Origin of the sequence: Pseudomonas sp. Cab53 (assembly GCF_018325965.1) — a bacterium.
GTDB classification, from domain to species: Bacteria; Pseudomonadota; Gammaproteobacteria; order Pseudomonadales; family Pseudomonadaceae; genus Aquipseudomonas; species Aquipseudomonas chlororaphis_E.
The window spans coordinates 4324121-4340791 of record NZ_AP021902.1; the positions used below are offsets into that span (position 1 = coordinate 4324121).

General features: G+C 62.4%; 17 protein-coding genes. 8 read left to right on the forward strand and 9 right to left on the reverse strand.

Annotated features, from left to right (window positions below; all coding sequences use genetic code 11):
- Nucleotides 1-142 precede the first annotated feature (142 nt).
- From KI241_RS18715 to pabB, 4 genes are all read left to right on the forward strand, one after another.
- Entirely contained in the window at nucleotides 143-679 is a 537-nt protein-coding gene (locus tag KI241_RS18715) for an ATP-dependent zinc protease (protein ID WP_042729217.1), read from the forward strand.
- Between the two features lie 5 nt (nucleotides 680-684).
- Nucleotides 685-2217 carry an inactive transglutaminase family protein gene (locus KI241_RS18720; RefSeq protein WP_042729216.1) on the forward strand — a complete coding sequence of 511 codons (1533 nt, stop codon included), beginning with the start codon at nucleotides 685-687 and terminating at the stop codon, nucleotides 2215-2217.
- Entirely contained in the window at nucleotides 2217-3203 is a 987-nt protein-coding gene (locus tag KI241_RS18725; protein WP_042729215.1) for an alpha-L-glutamate ligase-like protein, read from the forward strand. The genes KI241_RS18720 and KI241_RS18725 overlap by 1 nt, the downstream gene beginning before the upstream one ends.
- A gap of 285 nt (nucleotides 3204-3488) precedes the next feature.
- Nucleotides 3489-4832: an aminodeoxychorismate synthase component I gene (gene pabB / locus KI241_RS18730; protein ID WP_047736386.1), complete on the forward strand. Its 1344-nt coding sequence runs from the start codon at nucleotides 3489-3491 to the stop codon at nucleotides 4830-4832.
- Between the two features lie 115 nt (nucleotides 4833-4947).
- On the opposite strand, the gene thrH is transcribed toward pabB, so the two are convergent.
- On the reverse strand, nucleotides 4948-5565 hold the full coding sequence (thrH, locus tag KI241_RS18735) for a bifunctional phosphoserine phosphatase/homoserine phosphotransferase ThrH (protein ID WP_042732465.1): 618 nt from the start codon (nucleotides 5563-5565) through the stop codon (nucleotides 4948-4950).
- 171 nt (nucleotides 5566-5736) lie between these two features.
- Between thrH and KI241_RS18740 the strand changes: the two genes are divergently transcribed.
- The 3 genes from KI241_RS18740 to KI241_RS18750 all read left to right on the forward strand — a co-directional run bounded on the left by KI241_RS18740 (nucleotide 5737) and on the right by KI241_RS18750 (nucleotide 9259).
- The gene (locus tag KI241_RS18740; protein ID WP_042732464.1) at nucleotides 5737-6477 is read left to right on the forward strand and encodes a phosphoadenylyl-sulfate reductase; all 741 of its coding nucleotides are present in this window, start codon (nucleotides 5737-5739) and stop codon (nucleotides 6475-6477) included.
- Nucleotides 6478-6944: 467 nt separating this feature from the next.
- Nucleotides 6945-8474, forward strand: coding sequence for an NCS1 family nucleobase:cation symporter-1 (locus KI241_RS18745; RefSeq protein WP_212802858.1), 1530 nt, complete (start codon nucleotides 6945-6947; stop codon nucleotides 8472-8474).
- Nucleotides 8475-8530: 56 nt separating this feature from the next.
- A complete protein-coding gene (locus KI241_RS18750) occupies nucleotides 8531-9259 on the forward strand; it encodes an aspartate/glutamate racemase family protein (protein ID WP_042732462.1) in 729 nt (242 codons plus the stop codon).
- Between the two features lie 144 nt (nucleotides 9260-9403).
- On the opposite strand, the gene KI241_RS18755 is transcribed toward KI241_RS18750, so the two are convergent.
- Nucleotides 9404-10327, reverse strand: a complete 924-nt coding sequence (locus tag KI241_RS18755) for a LysR family transcriptional regulator (protein WP_212802859.1) — start codon at nucleotides 10325-10327, stop codon at nucleotides 9404-9406.
- 125 nt (nucleotides 10328-10452) lie between these two features.
- Between KI241_RS18755 and KI241_RS18760 the strand changes: the two genes are divergently transcribed.
- A complete protein-coding gene (locus KI241_RS18760; RefSeq protein WP_042729284.1) occupies nucleotides 10453-11199 on the forward strand; it encodes a 3-oxoacyl-ACP reductase family protein in 747 nt (248 codons plus the stop codon).
- 70 nt (nucleotides 11200-11269) lie between these two features.
- Here KI241_RS18760 and KI241_RS18765 read toward each other — a convergent pair whose 3' ends face one another.
- The 7 genes from KI241_RS18765 to KI241_RS18795 all read right to left on the reverse strand — a co-directional run bounded on the left by KI241_RS18765 (nucleotide 11270) and on the right by KI241_RS18795 (nucleotide 16491).
- Nucleotides 11270-11965 (reverse strand): HAD-IA family hydrolase, encoded by a 696-nt coding sequence (locus KI241_RS18765; protein WP_042729285.1) that lies wholly within the window; start codon nucleotides 11963-11965, stop codon nucleotides 11270-11272.
- 183 nt (nucleotides 11966-12148) lie between these two features.
- Nucleotides 12149-12511 (reverse strand): hypothetical protein, encoded by a 363-nt coding sequence (locus KI241_RS18770; RefSeq protein WP_042729286.1) that lies wholly within the window; start codon nucleotides 12509-12511, stop codon nucleotides 12149-12151.
- Nucleotides 12512-12603: 92 nt separating this feature from the next.
- Nucleotides 12604-12765 carry a hypothetical protein gene (locus tag KI241_RS18775; RefSeq protein ID WP_199925086.1) on the reverse strand — a complete coding sequence of 54 codons (162 nt, stop codon included), beginning with the start codon at nucleotides 12763-12765 and terminating at the stop codon, nucleotides 12604-12606.
- Between the two features lie 30 nt (nucleotides 12766-12795).
- A complete protein-coding gene (locus tag KI241_RS18780) occupies nucleotides 12796-12954 on the reverse strand; it encodes a hypothetical protein (protein ID WP_172679709.1) in 159 nt (52 codons plus the stop codon).
- Between the two features lie 131 nt (nucleotides 12955-13085).
- A complete protein-coding gene (locus KI241_RS18785; protein WP_042729287.1) occupies nucleotides 13086-13496 on the reverse strand; it encodes a glycine zipper domain-containing protein in 411 nt (136 codons plus the stop codon).
- A 464-nt stretch (nucleotides 13497-13960) separates the two neighbouring features.
- Nucleotides 13961-14173: a hypothetical protein gene (locus tag KI241_RS18790; protein WP_234407979.1), complete on the reverse strand. Its 213-nt coding sequence runs from the start codon at nucleotides 14171-14173 to the stop codon at nucleotides 13961-13963.
- Nucleotides 14174-14301: 128 nt separating this feature from the next.
- Nucleotides 14302-16491 (reverse strand): response regulator, encoded by a 2190-nt coding sequence (locus KI241_RS18795; protein ID WP_212802860.1) that lies wholly within the window; start codon nucleotides 16489-16491, stop codon nucleotides 14302-14304.
- Nucleotides 16492-16671 lie beyond the last annotated feature (180 nt).

Below are 16671 nucleotides of genomic sequence, written 5' to 3' on the forward strand. Positions count from 1 at the left end.
CCAGCGGTGGCGTCAGAAAACCACCGTGCTAGAATGCCGCCGCTGTTTGCCGCTCTCCTCTATATAGGGAAAGCGCCTGAAGGAGCTTGCGCAGTAATGCCAGGGCCTGAACCGATGAACGGAATGCTGCGCACCAGGATCTATGACACTCAAGCCCTTATCTGCTGCTCTCTATCTCATGTGCCTGCCGGGGCTTGCCGCGGCGGGCGAAAAAACCGTGTACGGCCTCAACGAATACGCGGCCTTGCAGGGCATCGACCTGGAAGTGGCCGCCAAGCTCGACACCGGGGCCAAGACAGCGTCCCTCAGTGCCCGCGACATCAAGCGCTTCAAGCGCAACGGCGAATCCTGGGTGCGTTTCTACCTGGCCATCGACGCGGCCCACTCGCACCCCATCGAACGTCCGCTGGCCAGGGTCAGCAAGATCAAGCGCCGCGCCGGTGACTACGACCCGGAAGAAGGTAAGAAGTACACGGCTCGGCCGGTCATCGAACTGGACATCTGCATGGGTTCGGCCCTGCGCAGTATTGAAGTGAACCTGACCGACCGCAGCGCTTTCCAATACCCGTTGCTGATTGGCTCCGAAGCGCTCAAGCGCTTCGACGCGCTGGTCGACCCCAGTCTCAAATACGCTGCCGGCAAACCCGCCTGCGCCAATGCCGCTCAAACCGCAGAGTAATTCCAATGCGCTCCCTGACCCTCCATTTGAAAATGCTGATCGCCATCCTGGTGGTGCTGGGCCTGTCGGTGACGGCCTATCAGATTTTCGTGCTCGGCATCCCGGTGACCGAAGACGCCACCGACGACTTGTGGAACATCGACGCCAAGGTCGAGTTCGTGCCCAACGCCAAGGATCCGGTCAAGGTCCAGATGTTCGTGCCGCCCCTGAGCCGCGACTACGTGAGCCTCAACGAGAGCTTCATTTCCAACAATTACGGTGTGGCGGTGAACCGGGTCGACGGTAACCGCAAGGTGACGTGGTCGGCCCGTCGTGCCAAGGGTAACCAGACGCTCTACTACCGCCTGGTGCTGACCAAGCGTTACAGCGCCGAAAAAACCAAGGTCAAGGGCCCGACCTTCCGTGACAGCATCGCCGTCGAGGGCCCGGAAAAACTCGCCGCCGAAGCCCTGCTCGCCCCAATCCGCCAGCATTCGGCCGACGTCGAGACCTTCATCAGCGAGGCCATCAAGCGGGTCAACAACCTCAACGACGACAACGTCAAGCTGCTGCTGGCCGGCGATCCGTCGTCGAGCAACAAAGCGCGCATCGTCGAACTGGTGCTGTCGATTGCCCACGTCCCGGTGGAAAAAGTCCACACCATCCGCCTGGTGGCCGACCAGCCGCAGACGCCGGAACTGTGGCTGCGCAGCTTCAACGGCACCGATTGGCTGTATTTCAGCCCTGACACCGGCGAGCAGGGCCTGCCCACCGACCGGCTGTTGTGGTGGACCGGCGATGAAAACCTGATCACCGTCGATGGCGGCAAGAAAGCCACCGTGACCTTCAGCATGAACAACAGCGAGATGAACGCAATCCGCCTGGCCAAGCTGACGGACGAGAACACCGACGCCAACTTCCTCGAATACTCGCTCTACGGCCTGCCCCTGCAGACCCAGCAGACGTTCATGATCATGGTGATGATCCCGATCGGCGTGCTGGTGATCCTGGTGCTGCGCAACCTGATCGGCCTGCAGACCCTGGGAACGTTCACCCCGGTGCTGATTGCCCTGGCCTTCCGGGAAACCCAACTGGGCTTCGGGATCATCCTGTTCACGGTGATCACGGCGCTGGGGCTGTCGCTGCGCTCGTACCTGGAACACCTCAAGTTGCAGATGCTGCCCAGGCTCTCGGTGGTGTTGACCTTCGTGGTGGTGCTGATCGCCGCCATCAGCCTGTTCAGCCATAAGCTGGGCCTGGAGCGCGGCTTGTCGGTGGCGCTGTTCCCGATGGTGATCCTGACCATGACCATCGAACGCCTGTCCATTACCTGGGAAGAACGCGGCGCCGGCCATGCGATGAAGGTCGCCATCGGCACCCTGTTCGCCGCCTCCCTGGCGCACCTGATCATGAGCGTGCCGGAGCTGGTGTATTTCGTGTTCACGTTCCCGGCGATCCTGCTGATCCTGGTGGGCTTCATGCTGGCCATGGGGCGCTATCGCGGCTACCGCCTGACCGAGCTGGTACGGTTCAAGGCCTTCCTCAAGGCTGACTCGTAATGTTCGGTTTCTGGAAGACCTGGAAGGCCTTGGAAGCGCGGGGCATCATGGGCATCAACCGGCGTAACGCCGACTACGTGCTCAAGTACAACAAGCGCAGCCTGTACCCCATCGTCGATGACAAGATCATCACCAAGGAACGGGCGATCGAGGCCGGCATCCATGTGCCGGAGTTGTACGGGATCATTTCCACCGAGAAGGAAATCGACAAGCTCGACGGGATCATCGGCGGGCGCACCGACTTCGTGATCAAGCCGGCCCAGGGCGCTGGCGGCGACGGCATCATCGTCATCGCCGACCGCTTCGAGGGCCGCTATCGCACGGTCTCTGGCAAGATCGTCAGCCATGAGGAAATCGAGCACCACATCTCCAGCATTCTCACCGGCCTGTATTCCCTGGGCGGGCACCGGGACCGGGCGCTGATCGAATACCGGGTGGTGCCGGACCAGATCTTCAAGAGCATCAGCTACGAAGGCGTGCCGGACATCCGCATCATTGTGTTGATGGGTTATCCGGTAATGGCCATGCTGCGTCTGCCGACCCGCCAGTCCGGCGGCAAGGCCAACCTGCACCAGGGCGCCATCGGCGTGGGCGTCGACCTCGCCACGGGCTTGACCCTGCGCGGCACCTGGCTGAACAACATCATCACCAAGCACCCCGACACCACCAACGCGGTGGACGGCGTGCAACTGCCCTACTGGGACGGTTTCATGAAGCTGGCCGCCGGTTGTCACGAACTGTGCGGGCTGGGCTACATCGGCGTGGACATGGTGCTGGACCAGGAAAAAGGCCCGCTGATCCTGGAACTCAATGCCCGGCCGGGGCTGAACATCCAGATCGCCAACGACTGCGGCCTGACCCTGCGCACCCACGCCGTGGAAGCGCACCTGGAAGCACTCAAGGCCCGTGGCGTGGTTGAGACCGTGGAAGAACGGGTGGCCTTTGCCCAAGAGTTGTTTGGGCATATTCCGCCGGTTGAAGGTTGATCCTTTTTAGAATGCTCTATGCAAGATCTGTGGCGAGGGGATTTATCCCCGCTGGGGTGCGGAGCAGCCCCAAAACCTACCATTTCTGTACATCCGCTTGATCACGTTCAGCCGCTATGGGGCCGCTTCGCGACCCAACGGGGATAAATCCCCTCGCCACAACATTTGTCCACAACCTTGCTATTTCGGTCGCCAAACTTACCCATCTCCGACATCCCTCTAGGTGCAAATCCTACACAGGGATTACAATCGCTCCCCCGCCTCAATGGCTGATCCGCCCCGCCCATGCCGACCTGTTCCGTACACCCACTGCCCTACCGCGCCAACCCCGCCGAGTACTTCGCGGCCATCCGTCATGCCCCTGGCAGCGTGCTGCTCGACAGCGGCCGGCCGAGTGCTGAACGCGGGCGTTATGATGTGCTCAGCGCCTGGCCACTGGCGCAACTGGCGGTGCTGCCGGACGAGAGTGGTCGCGATTTCCTGCAACGTTTGCGCACCCAACTGACCCGGTTGGGGCATGCTGTCCTGCCGGCCACGGTGCAATTGCCCTTCGCCGGTGGCCTGATCGGCTACCTGAGCTACGACTTCGGCCGACACCTCGAAACCCTGCCGTCCCATGCGAAGGACGACCTGCACCTGCCCGACGCGCGTTTCGGCGTGTACGACTGGGCGCTGGTCAGCGACCATCAGGCCGGCACCAGCCAACTGGTGTTCCACCCCCATTGCGCCGAAGCCGAACGTCAGCGCCTGATTGCACTGTTCAGCCAGGCGGCCCCACGGCCTGTGGACAACTTCAGCCTGGCCGGGCCGATGACACCCGACCTGAGCGCCGACGCCTATCGCCAGGCGCTCGCACAGATCCACGCGTACATCCAGGCCGGCGATTGCTATCAGGTGAATTTTGCCCAGCGCTTTCGCGCACCTTGCCAGGGCGATGCCTGGGCGGCCTACGTGGCACTGCGGGCTGCGTGCCCGACGCCTTTTTCCGGGTTCCAGAGCCTGCCGGAGGGCGGCGCCGTGCTGAGCCTGTCACCCGAACGCTTCGTCAGGGTCAGCCAGGGCCACGTGGAAACCCGGCCGATCAAGGGCACCCGCCCCCGGGGCACGACGCCCGCCGAGGACGCCGCCCACGCCGCCGACCTGCTGGCCAGCCCCAAGGATCGCGCGGAGAACCTGATGATCGTCGACCTGCTGCGCAACGACCTGGGCCGCACCTGCCGCATCGGCACGGTGCAGGTGCCGGAGCTGTTCAGCTTGGAAAGCTACCCGAACGTGCACCATCTGGTCAGCAGCGTGACCGGCGAGCTGGCCGCCGACAAGGATGCCCTGGACCTGATCGCCGGTAGCTTCCCCGGCGGCTCGATCACCGGCGCGCCGAAGATCCGCGCCATGCAGATCATCGATGAACTCGAACCGACCCGACGTGGCCTGTATTGCGGCTCGCTGCTGTACCTGGACGTGCGCGGGGAAATGGACAGTTCCATCGCGATCCGCAGCCTGCTGGTCAAGGATGGGCAGGTGTGCTGCTGGGGCGGCGGCGGGATTGTCGCGGATTCGGACTGGCAGGCGGAGTATCAGGAGTCGATTACCAAGGTAAAGGTGCTGCTCGATACCCTGCAGAACCTTTAGTGACCACACATCTTCTGTGGGAGCGGGCTTGCTCGCGAATGCAGTGTGTCAGTCACCATCATCATTTCTGACACACCGCATTCGCGAGCAAGCCCGCTCCCACAAGGGATTGGGGTTACAGGTTGAGGTTGCGGTTCGAAGCCTTGAGGAATTCCTGCTTCAACTCGGCAAAGCTGTGCACCGCCGGGAACTGCGGGAACTCCCGGATCACATTGTCCGGCGCATGGAACAGGATGCCGGCGTCGGCTTCACCGAGCATTGTGGTGTCGTTGTAGGAATCTCCGGCCGCAATCACTCGGTAGTACAGGCTCTTGAAGGCCAGGACCGACTGCCGCTTGGGATCTTTCTGACGCAGTTGGTAGCCCGTCACTCGCCCGCTGTCATCGGTAATCAAACGATGGCAGAGCAAGGTGGGGAAACCCAACTGACGCATCAGGGGTTGGGAGAATTCATAGAACGTGTCCGAAAGAATCACCACCTGGAAGCGCTCGCGCAGCCAATCGACGAACTCGATGGCACCGTCCAGCGGCTTGAGCGTGGCAATCACCTCCTGGATGTCCGACAGCTTGAGGCCGTGTTCGTCGAGGATGCGCAACCGCTGCTTCATCAGCACGTCGTAGTCGGGAATGTCCCGAGTGGTTGCCCTGAGGGATTCAATCCCGGTTTTTTCGGCGAAGGCGATCCAGATCTCCGGGACCAGCACACCTTCCAGGTCGAGACAGGCGATTTCCACAGGACACTCCCATTTATTGATGTTTATCGGTTGAGGGAACAAAAGGCCTGCCGACTCTAGCCATTCACCGGTGCCGGCGCAACGCACAGGGCGCGCCAGTACCGACAGCTTTTGTTACCATCAGCCCCCTATAGAGCGCTCAGCGCCACCGACCTGTAGGAAACCGCCCTGATGAGCCCATCGTTTGACGTCGTGGAACTCGCCACGACTTATGCCAACAAGTCCCCGCAGGACATTCTCAAGCTGGCCTTCGCCGAGTTCGGTGACGAGCTGTGGATATCCTTCAGTGGCGCCGAAGACGTGGTGCTGGTGGACATGGCCTGGAAACTGAACAAGAACGTCAAGGTGTTCAGCCTCGACACCGGTCGCCTGCACCCGGAAACCTATCGGTTCATCGACCAGGTGCGCGACCATTACAAGATCGACATCGAGCTGATCTCGCCGGACCACGCCAAGCTTGAACCCTTCGTGAAGGAAAAAGGCCTGTTCAGCTTCTACAAGGACGGTCATGGCGAGTGCTGTGGCATTCGCAAGATCGAGCCGCTGCGCCGCAAACTCACCGGTGTGCGCGCCTGGGCCACCGGCCAGCGCCGCGACCAGAGCCCCGGCACCCGCAGCCAGGTGGCCGTGCTGGAAATCGACACGGCGTTCTCCACCCCGGAGCGCACCCTGTACAAGTTCAACCCGCTCTCGCAAATGACCAGCGAGGAAGTCTGGGGTTACATCCGCATGCTGGAGCTGCCTTATAACAGCCTGCATGAACGCGGCTTCATCAGCATCGGCTGTGAACCCTGCACCCGCCCGGTACTGCCCAACCAGCACGAGCGCGAGGGGCGCTGGTGGTGGGAAGAAGCGACCCAGAAGGAATGCGGGCTGCACGCCGGCAATATCATCAGCAAATCCAAGGCCTGATACCGCACAGACCGACGCCCGCCTCGACCTTGTACACAGAAATGTCACCACAGGTGCCATTTTTGTGTGCACTTTATCCATCAATGCCCTGAAAAGTTACACCTATCTCCCTACCCCGCCTCCCTTCTGCACCCTGCCACGCCCACTAAAAAAATAAATACCTGTTCAAATGGTCAATTTATACCGTCTATTTTTCAGCTACTTATTCAAAATCAATAACCAAAAGAAATGACAGGCGCGTCGTTTAGATCCGCGGCTGGCATAGATCTGGCTTGAGTCGACAAGTGTTTTGTATACAACCCAAATAAAACCTACACACACTTTTAGATCCGCAAGCCTGAAGCGCCCTATCCCGTACAGGCTGCAGATGCCCCATAACCAAGATGCTCGCCGCGCCGCGACTAAGATTGCCGAGCCTTGCGCTCATGCCCAGTCATCGCTGCGCCGAGAATCAGGAGCCTGCCGGAATGCGTACAAGTCTCTCCAATAACATCGCGCTGGATCTGCCCTCCTCCACTACCGCCCATACTGACAAACAGGCGGCCTCCCTGGCCCTGAGCCCCCGGCTGCATAACAAGGATCTGGCCCCGACCAAGGCCGAAGGTCGGCGCTGGGGCCGCTACAGCATCTTTGCCCTGTGGACCAACGACGTTCACAACATCGCCAATTATTCGTTCGCCATCGGCCTCTATGCGCTAGGCCTGGGGGGCTGGCAGATCCTGCTGTCCCTGGGGATCGGGGCGGCGCTGGTGTACGGTTTCATGAATCTGTCCGGGTACATGGGGCAGAAGACCGGGGTGCCGTTTCCGGTCATCAGCCGGATCAGCTTCGGTATCCACGGGGCGCAGATCCCGGCCTTGATCAGGGCGGTCATCGCCATTGCCTGGTTCGGCATCCAGACCTACCTGGCGTCGGTGGTGTTCCGTGTGCTGCTGACCGCGATCCATCCAGGCTTCGCCGAATACGACCAGAATTCGATCCTCGGCCTGTCGAGTCTGGGCTGGGTGTGCTTCGTGGCGATCTGGTTCGTGCAACTGGTGATCCTGGCCTACGGCATGGAAACGGTGCGCCGCTACGAAGGCTTTGCCGGCCCGGTGATCCTGGTCACCGTCGCCGCCCTGGCCGGCTGGATGTACACCCAGGCCGGCGCAACCATCGCCTGGTCGATCCGCGAGCCCCTCACCGGCGGTGAGATGTGGCGCAACATCTTTGCCGGCGGCGCGCTGTGGCTGGCGATCTACGGCACGTTGATCCTCAACTTCTGCGATTTCTCCCGCTCTTCGCCGTGCCGGCGGACCATCGTGGTCGGCAATTTCTGGGGCCTGCCGGTGAACATCCTGGTGTTCGCCGCGATCACCATCCTGCTGTGCGGTGCGCAGTTCCAGATCAACGGCCAGGTCATCGAAAGCCCGACGCAGGTCATCGCCTCGATTCCCAACACGTTTTTCCTGGTGCTCGGTTGCCTGGCGTTCCTGATTGTCACCGTGGCGGTGAACATCATGGCCAACTTCGTCGCCCCGGCGTTCGTGCTCAGCAACCTGGCGCCCAAGTACTTGAACTTCCGCCGCGCCGGGCTGATCAGCGCCGCCATTGCCGTGCTGATCCTGCCGTGGAACCTGTACAACAGCCCACTGGTGATCGTGTATTTCCTGTCGGGCCTGGGCGCCCTGCTCGGCCCGCTGTACGGCGTGATCATGGTCGATTACTGGTTGCTGCGAAAAGGCCGTATCAACGTGCCGCAGCTGTACAGCGAAGACCCGAACGGCGCGTATTTCTACAGCAACGGCGTCAACCTGCGGGCCGTGGCGGCGTTCATTCCGGCGGCGCTGATCGCGATCGTCCTGGCACTGGTGCCCGGCTTCGACAGCGTCTCACCGTTTTCCTGGCTGATCGGCGCGTCGATTGCCGGCCTGCTGTACCTGATCATCGCCAAGCGCCAGCCCTACTACGAAGACGTCAGCGGTGAATCCATCGCTGTGGATAACGTCAGCCATTGATCCATAAGGCGGCCCCAGCGCGGGTCGCCGTCTTTTCTGCGTTAAGGAAACTGCTCATGCGAATTCTTGTGGTCAACGTCAACACCACCGAGTCCATCACCCAGGCCATCGCGCAGCAGGCCCAGGCCGTGGCGGCGCCGGGCACCGAGATCATCGGGCTGACGCCGCACTTTGGCGCCGACTCGGTCGAAGGTAACTTTGAAAGCTACCTGGCCGCGATCGCGGTGATGGACCGGGTGATGTCCTACGACCAGCCGTTCGACGCGGTGATCCAGGCCGGTTACGGCGAGCATGGCCGCGAAGGCTTGCAGGAGTTGCTGAACGTGCCCGTGGTGGACATCACCGACGCCGGCGCCAGCACCGCGATGTTCCTCGGCCATGCCTATTCGGTGGTCACCACCCTGGACCGCACCGTGCCGCTGATCGAGGACCGCCTCAAGCTATCCGGCCTGTTCGACCGCTGCGCCTCGGTGCGGGCCAGCGGCCTGGCGGTGCTGGAACTCGAACAGGATCCGCAACGGGCGGTGGAGGCCATCGTGCAGCAGGCGGAACTGGCCGTCAGCCAGGACAAGGCCGAGGTCATCTGCCTGGGTTGCGGTGGCATGGCCGGGCTCGACGAACAGATCCGCCAGCGCACCGGGGTGCCGGTGGTCGATGGCGTCACCGCCGCCGTGACCATCGCCGAGTCCCTGGTACGACTGGGGCTGTCGACGTCGAAAGTACGCACCTATGCAACACCCCGGCCCAAGACCATCATTGGCTGGCCGGGGCGGTTTGGGCGGTGAGCCCCAGCCTTGAACCGAGTTGAGCTCTTCGCGAGCAAGCCCGCTCCCACAGTTGTTTTGGGTGATTAGAAGATTTTTCCAAACACCATAACCCTGTGGGAGCGAGCTTGCTCGCGATAGGCGCACGTCGGCCTGAAGCCAGGCTCAAACCGCGCTGAACCGCGCCGCCAACCCCTGCTGCGCGAACTGTTCGATGATGAAGTCCACGAACGCCCGGGTCTTGCCCGGCAGCAACTTGTGCTCGGCGTAGTAAATGGAAATGTTGCCATCGTCGACGTACCAGTCCGGCAGCACCCGCAGCAACGCACCGGAATCAAGGTAAGGCACTGCAACCGGCATGCTCACCAGACCAATGCCCAACCCTTGGGCCGCGGCGGCGCAGTCGGCCTCCGAGTCGCTCATGGTCATGCGCGCCTTGAGCTCGAGCGGGCTGTGCTGTCCGCTGCGATGGGTCAGTTGCCAGGAACGGACGCGCCCGGTCTGCGGTGAACGGATCAGGATGCCCTGATGGTGCGCCAGATCGTCCGGCTCGATCACCGCGGCATGGTCCTGCAGATAATCCCTGGAAGCCACCAGCACTCGATGCGCCACCGCCAGCTTGCGCGCCACCACCCCTTGGGGCAGCTCGAAACCACCGCCGATGGCCGCATCGAAGCCCTGGCCGATCAAGTCCACTTGCCGATTATCGAAATGCCAATCGGGATTGATCGCCGGGTAGCGCCGTAGAAAACTGCCCAGCAACGGCAACACGTACAAACGGCCGAACGCCGTACCCATGCTCACCTTCAGCGTACCCGCCGGTTGTCCGCCCGCACTGGCGAGGTTGGCGACGGCGTTCTGGATGGTGTGCAGGCTGCCGCTCACTTCGCTCAGGAACAACTGGCCGGCTTCCGTCAGGGTCAGTCGACGAGTGCTACGCTGGAACAGCCGCACGCCCAGCCGCGCTTCAAGCTTGGCCACGCTCTTGCCCACCGCCGCCGGGGTCAGGCTCAAGCGGCGGGCTGCTTCGGCGAAGCTGCCGACCTCGGCGCTGCGGACGAAGCATTCGATACTACTAAATGTTTCCATGGGCGCCATTCCAAACTTTTGGTTTACACAGACTATAGCAAGGGCGGTCTACACAACCCACGACGCGATGTCGATACTCCTCCCATCACCGCGGCATCTCGCCCCGGCACCTTTTGGAGAACACCATGAACACGCAAGCACTGAACGGTAAAGTGGCCCTGGTCCAGGGCGGTTCCCGCGGCATCGGCGCCGCCATCGTCAAACGCCTGGCCGCCGAGGGCGCCGCCGTGGCGTTCACCTACGTCAGCTCGGCCGCCAAGGCTGAAGAGCTGCAGCACAGCATCACCGCAGCGGGCGGCAAGGCCCTGGCCATCAAGGCCGACAGCGCCGACGCCGAGGCCATCCGCAATGCCGTCGCGGCCACCGCCGAGGCCTTCGGCGGGCTGGACATCCTGGTCAATAACGCCGGCGTCCTGGCCATGGGACCGGTGGAAGAATTCAACCTCGAGGATTTCGACCGGACCCTGGCCATCAACGTGCGCAGCGTGTTCGTCGCCACGCAAGCGGCCGCCCGCCACATGAGCGAGGGTGGCCGGGTGATCAACATCGGCAGCACCAACGCCGATCGCATGCCCTTTGCCGGCGGCGCCGCCTACGCCATGAGCAAATCCGCCCTGGTGGGCCTGACCAAAGGCCTGGCACGCGACCTCGGGCCTCGTGGTATCACGGTCAACAACGTGCAGCCCGGCCCGGTGGACACCGACATGAACCCGGCCGACAGCGACTTCGCCTCCAGCCTGCTGTCGCTGATGGCGATCGGGCGCTACGGCAACGTGGATGAAATCGCCAGCTTCGTGGCCTATCTGGCGGGCCCGGAAGCGGCCTATATCACCGGGGCCAGCCTGACCATCGACGGCGGCTTCGGGGCTTGATCGAGGCACGCAAAAACGCCGGCCAGGGTTCTCGACCCTGACCGGCGTTCTGCTGTCTCGCGCTGTCCCGTCAGGCCCATTCCAGCTCGGGCAAACCGCAAAGGCCTGGCTGGAACATCTTCAACGAGCGAATGATCCCGTCGGCATGGGCGTATTTTTCATCCGCCATGGCCGGGTCCGGGATCGCGATGGCGGTCATGCCGGCCGCCTTCGCAGCCGTCACGCCAAATGGAGAATCCTCGAACACCAGGCAATCCGCCGGGGCGACGCCCAGGCGACGGGCCGCGACGAGGAAAATATCGGGGGCCGGTTTCGCGGCGCCCACTTCCGGGTCGTCCGCCGTGACAATGAAGTCGAACAACGCGAACCAGTCCCGGTGCAGGGTGGTTTTCAAGGCGAAGGTGTGCCGCGAGGAGCTGGTGCCCACCGCGATGGGCACGCCGCTGGCCTTCAGATGCCGCACCAGTTCCTCGGCCCCCGGCATTGCCAGGGCATGGGGGAAACGCTCGCGCATCAGCGGCTCGCGAATCACCAGGAACTCTTCGGGGGTGATCGGCAACTCCAGGGCCTGGACCACATAGCGGGCCAGGTCGCCGGCGCCGCGGCCGATGATGTTCTGCTTGACGCTCCAGTCGAACGTACGCCCGTAGCGCTCGGCGATGATGGACGTGACCTCGGTGTAGATACCCTCGGTGTCCAGCAACAACCCGTCCATGTCGAAAATCACAGCCTTGATCGGGCCAAACTCTTTCAGCGGTGCATTCATCGCATCTGATCCGTTATCAACACAACATTCCAGGGATGGCTCAGGTGCGGCCAGGGAAGGTATTCGCCTTAAAGGATTCAGCAGCATAACGAGGGGGGCTTGGAGCAGGCAACGGGTAATCGACGATACCGCCCCTGGGAGCTGGCTCCTACGGGCGGTCTCGCAGTTGAAGGGTGTTAACGGTTACTGGCCGGAACCGCCCGAGCCACCGCCCGAGCCGCCACCGCTGCCCCCGCTGTCGCTGGTGCCCGTGCCGCCACTGGTGCTGGCGCCGGCCGAATCACCGCCCATGGTGCTGCTGCCGCTGGTCGAACCGCCGCCGGTGCCAGGGCTGGTGCTGCTGCCACTGGCGTCGCCGCCATTGCCGCCGCTCACGGAGCCCGGTGGCAAGGCATTGCCGTTGGCGTCGGCATTCATCTGGGTGGAAGGTGGCATGCCACCCTTGTCCACGGGCGGGTTGTCGCTTGAGGACTGGGCGAAAACGCTCAGGGAGCTGGCCGAAAGAATCCCGGCGAGTGTCAGCGCGGTGAGATTGGACTTCATCATGGTGAGTCTCCTTTTCGAGGTACTTACCTGATGTGTGGCAAGGGCAGCACGCCGATGGTGCCGCCGGATCGACAGGCGGTGGACCGGGCTGATCAGCCCGGCCCGGCCTCGCCGTCATCATCGTCCTCGGGAGGCGTCTGTTCTGCCGCCGCGTCATCATCGGGCGGAAGCTGGTCGCGACTCAGCGGATTGGTGGGTGATGGCAGCGGGTATTCCGGGGTTTCGTCATCGGGCGCGGGCGAATCGGCAGTCATGACAGCCTCCAGAGGCGGATCGAACCCGCCTCAATCGTAGGACTCATCCTCAAGCTCGGCGTCTTCGTCGTCGATCAGCGGGACCTGGGCGTCGTCCATCAGCGAACCGGGGTCTTCATTGCCCGGGTCATTGACGAAAGGAAGGCCCGACGGGCCTTTTTCTTCCTTGCCTTCGGTTTCCGGGGTCATGGCACACCTCGCAATGGTTGATGGATGTAACAATTTGAGGCGAAGCCGCGGTAAACGTTCCGGATAAATACCTCAAGCACGTCCAGATACAGACCTGTGAGAGCGAGCCAGGCTCCCACGGGCCTTGTAACCTAGCGGTGTTTTCTCTTGTGCTTGTGCTTCTTGCCACCGGAATGGCTGTCGCGGTCATCGGACAGGTTGCTGCCCAATGCACCACCCGCCGCGCCGCCAATGCCCGCGCCGACGGTGGAGCCCGTGGAGCCGCCCAAACGATTACCGACAATCGAGCCGCCGGCCGATCCCAGGCCGCCACCGATGGCCGCTTCCGTGCGGCTGCCCTTGCGAGCCCCTACCGCACTGCCGGCTGCGCCGCCGACACCCGCGCCGATCGCGGCGCCGGTACTGCCGCCCATCTGTTGGCCGACCACATTACCCAACACACCACCCAGGCCACCGCCAACCGCAGCAGTCCCGTCGCCGGCAGCCATTGCGCCCTGGGCTACCACGAGCCCAAGCACCAAGGAGGACAAAGTCAAACGCATGATAAAACCTCGAAAATGCCGCATCAGGGGGATGGCCGGTGCGCGCGGGCGCGAGTCTACGCCAAACAGCGTCAGCCATGACGGTTGGACAGCGAATCGGCATTTTATTTTATGACAGGCAAAAAAAAGCCCGCTGGGGAAACGGGCAGGTACTGCTTTCTAACGGATGAGTTCAGCCTACGGACCTGCTTGTGAAAGAAACGTGAAAGAAACGGCCTGTTGAAAAAAGATGAAAAATATTTTTCGGCAAACTCAACAAAAAGCCCCGTTCGATAACGTAATACCCTTCACTTAAGGTAAGGACGTCACCGGCCCGTGGCGAGGGAGCTTGCTCCCGCTGCGCTGCGCAGCAGCCCCAAAAGCTTGGGACCGCTGCGCGCTCGCAGCGGGAGCAAGCTCCCTCGCCACGACAAGTGATAAACCTCAAGTGAACAGCATTACCGTTCGATAACGGGGCTGCGCGATTACTTCTTGACCGGAATCCTGGGCAGGAACTTGGCTTTTTCGCCTCGCTGCACCTTCGACACCTTGGTTCTGATGGACTTGATCGGTTCATCGCCAAAGTCCGACCGATAGGCCGACTGACCACACTGCAGCCCTTCGTTGATCGGATACACGGCTGCATTGTCCTCGCTGTACGCTGCTCCCATTGCCATTCCCCTTTCATCGAGGCCCATACCGGCAACAACCATTGCCTGGAAAATATCGGCCCTACGCGCTTCAGACTAGTCGGTCAGCAACAGACTGACAGTCCGATAACGCCCTTCACCGACGAATGGAACTCACTGTTTCAGAAAGGAAACGGTCATTCGGAGCCCAGCAGGGTCCGATGTAAAATCCGCGAAACCTGATCGGCCGAGTAGGGTTTGGGCAAGAACTCGAAGCCTTCATGCCCCTTCAGCGCCAGCTCTTCGCTGTAGCCGGACGTCAGGACCACCGGCAAGTCCGGACGGCGCGCGCGCAGCTCCTTGGCCAAGGTGATCCCGCTGATGCCCGGCATGACCACATCCGAAAAGATCGCATCGAAGGCCATCGCATCCGGCCCCACCATTTCCAGCGCCTGCTCGGCGTTGGTGGCCCACGCCGTTTCATAACCCAGGTCCTGGAGGATCTGGTTGGCAAAACGCCCCACTTCGAGGTTGTCTTCCACGACCAGCACGCGCCGAGTGCCTTTTTCCAGCACCAACTGGGTGACCTCTTCCCGGCCAGGCTCTTGAACGTCCTCGGCCTCCACTTCCGGCAGGTACAAGGTAAACACCGTGCCGCCGCCGACGACGGTGGAGACATCGACGTTACCACCGGACTGCTTGGCGAAACCGAACACCTGGGACAACCCCAACCCGGTGCCCTTGCCCACTTCCTTGGTGGTGAAGAACGGCTCGAAGATGTGTTCGAGCACGTGCGTCGCGATGCCGGTGCCGGTGTCCGCCAGGGCGATGGCGGCAAACGCTTGCCGGGCCCCGGCGTGACCGCGGATGGGGGGCATGCCGTTGCCGCAATGAAGCCTGAGGCACAGCGTGCCCTGCCCGTCCATGGCGTCCCGGGCATTGAGCGCCATGTTGATCAGGGCCGTTTCGAACTGGCTCAGGTCGGCGCGAATGTAGCAAGGACGCCCGCACAGCTCGACCTTGACCTGAATTCGCGCGCCGGTGACGGTTTCCAGCATGTCACCCAGGCTCTGCACCTGCTTGCCCACCTCGAAGACTTCCGGCTTCAGCGGCTGGCGCCGGGCAAACGCGAGCAACTGGCTGGTCAGTTTCGCGGCGCGCTCCACCGTCTCGGAGACCGCGGTCATGTACCGTTGCCGACGCTCTTCGGACAGGTTGGGCATGCGCAGGAAATCGACCGAAGAGCGAATGATCGTCAGCAGGTTGTTGAAGTCGTGGGCCACGCCGCCGGTGAGCTGACCAATGGCCTCGAGCTTCTGGGACTGGCGCAGCGCCGCCTCGGTCTGTTTCAGCCGTGTGGTGCGCTCTTCGACCCGCTGTTCCAGCGTTGCATTGAGCTCAGCCAGTGCGGCCAGGCCTTCACGCACCGCGGCGTCCGCCCGAGAGCGCTCGATGTGGGCCCAGGATCGCTCGGTGACTTCCATCAACAGCGCCAGGTCGTTGGAGGACCAGACGCGCGGGTTGTTATCGTGGATCGCCATGAGCGCCGTCAAACGCCCGTTCTTGATCAACGGGACGCAGATGGTCGCGGCAATGCCAATCGCCTGGAAGGTCGCCGCTTCTTCCGGTGCCAGCTCCACCTGGTTGTCGTTGATCACCAACGGCTTGCCGGCGCGCAGGTTGCCGACCGCCAGCCGACCGAAATCGGCCAGGCGATAATGTCCCAGAATATGCGGCGATCCCGCACGGGCCCAGTCACCGCGGATCGTGAAACCGTCCTCGTCCTCGTCCACGTCGGCATAGGCGCAGTTGGACAGGTTCAGGTGCGCCGCCAGGATGCGCGTGGTGGTGGCCATGATGACCTGCGGGTCGGTGGCATTGGCCACCGCGTTACCAATGGCATCCAGCACGGCCAGGCGCTGGGTCATGAACACCGTGGAGGTGGTCTCGGTGACGGTGTCGACCATGCCCACGACCTTGCCGAACTGGTCGCGAATAGGGCTGTAGCAGAAGGTGAAGTAGGCCTGTTCCGGGCCGCCCCCGCGCTCGATGACCAGGGGAAAGTTCTCGATGTAGGTGGCCTGCCCCTCGAAGGCGGCCCGCACAATGGGGCTGATATCGCTCCAGACTTCCCGCCACACCTCATCGAACCCCCGCCCCAAGGCCTCGGGCTTGTTTCCCAGGATGGGCAGGAAGGCATCGTTGTACAGCGTGATCAGGTCTGGGCCCCAGATAATGGCCTGGGGAAAATGCGAGGCAAGGCTCAGCGCAACGGTCGTCTTCAACACATCGGGCCACTGTTTCGGTGGTCCGAGCGACGTGTTGTCCCAATCATGGCGGCGCACCCGTTCGGCCATCTCTCCGTAGCTCTGCAGCCAATCTGTCATTGCGTTCGATCCTTGCGTACTGCAATTGCCATCAGGGAGCGCTTGAGACTCCATACCGGCCCGTATTATCCCGTGCCGGGTTCGAATGCGCGATTGTATTGTGGAATACAACGCGCCACCCTTCGCGATTCCTGGGTGAAACGGCGCACAAACCTACAGCCAAGTCCTACACGTTCAGTG

Excerpts from the sequence above, each read along its gene's own strand:
- KI241_RS18725 (WP_042729215.1), top strand. The coding sequence starts at position 2,217 with ATGTTCGGTTTCTGGAAGACCTGGAAGGCCTTGGAAGCGCGGGGCATC.
- KI241_RS18790 (WP_234407979.1), bottom strand. The coding sequence starts at position 14,173 with ATGGGCCTCGATGAAAGGGGAATGGCAATGGGAGCAGCGTACAGCGAG.
- KI241_RS18765 (WP_042729285.1), bottom strand. The coding sequence starts at position 11,965 with ATGAATGCACCGCTGAAAGAGTTTGGCCCGATCAAGGCTGTGATTTTC.
- KI241_RS18750 (WP_042732462.1), top strand. The coding sequence starts at position 8,531 with ATGCGAATTCTTGTGGTCAACGTCAACACCACCGAGTCCATCACCCAG.
- KI241_RS18775 (WP_199925086.1), bottom strand. The coding sequence starts at position 12,765 with ATGACTGCCGATTCGCCCGCGCCCGATGACGAAACCCCGGAATACCCG.
- KI241_RS18755 (WP_212802859.1), bottom strand. The coding sequence starts at position 10,327 with ATGGAAACATTTAGTAGTATCGAATGCTTCGTCCGCAGCGCCGAGGTC.
- KI241_RS18760 (WP_042729284.1), top strand. The coding sequence starts at position 10,453 with ATGAACACGCAAGCACTGAACGGTAAAGTGGCCCTGGTCCAGGGCGGT.
- pabB (WP_047736386.1), top strand. The coding sequence starts at position 3,489 with ATGCCGACCTGTTCCGTACACCCACTGCCCTACCGCGCCAACCCCGCC.
- KI241_RS18715 (WP_042729217.1), top strand. The coding sequence starts at position 143 with ATGACACTCAAGCCCTTATCTGCTGCTCTCTATCTCATGTGCCTGCCG.
- KI241_RS18720 (WP_042729216.1), top strand. The coding sequence starts at position 685 with ATGCGCTCCCTGACCCTCCATTTGAAAATGCTGATCGCCATCCTGGTG.
- KI241_RS18780 (WP_172679709.1), bottom strand. The coding sequence starts at position 12,954 with ATGACCCCGGAAACCGAAGGCAAGGAAGAAAAAGGCCCGTCGGGCCTT.
- KI241_RS18795 (WP_212802860.1), bottom strand. The coding sequence starts at position 16,491 with ATGACAGATTGGCTGCAGAGCTACGGAGAGATGGCCGAACGGGTGCGC.
- KI241_RS18745 (WP_212802858.1), top strand. The coding sequence starts at position 6,945 with ATGCGTACAAGTCTCTCCAATAACATCGCGCTGGATCTGCCCTCCTCC.
- KI241_RS18785 (WP_042729287.1), bottom strand. The coding sequence starts at position 13,496 with ATGCGTTTGACTTTGTCCTCCTTGGTGCTTGGGCTCGTGGTAGCCCAG.
- KI241_RS18740 (WP_042732464.1), top strand. The coding sequence starts at position 5,737 with ATGAGCCCATCGTTTGACGTCGTGGAACTCGCCACGACTTATGCCAAC.
- KI241_RS18770 (WP_042729286.1), bottom strand. The coding sequence starts at position 12,511 with ATGATGAAGTCCAATCTCACCGCGCTGACACTCGCCGGGATTCTTTCG.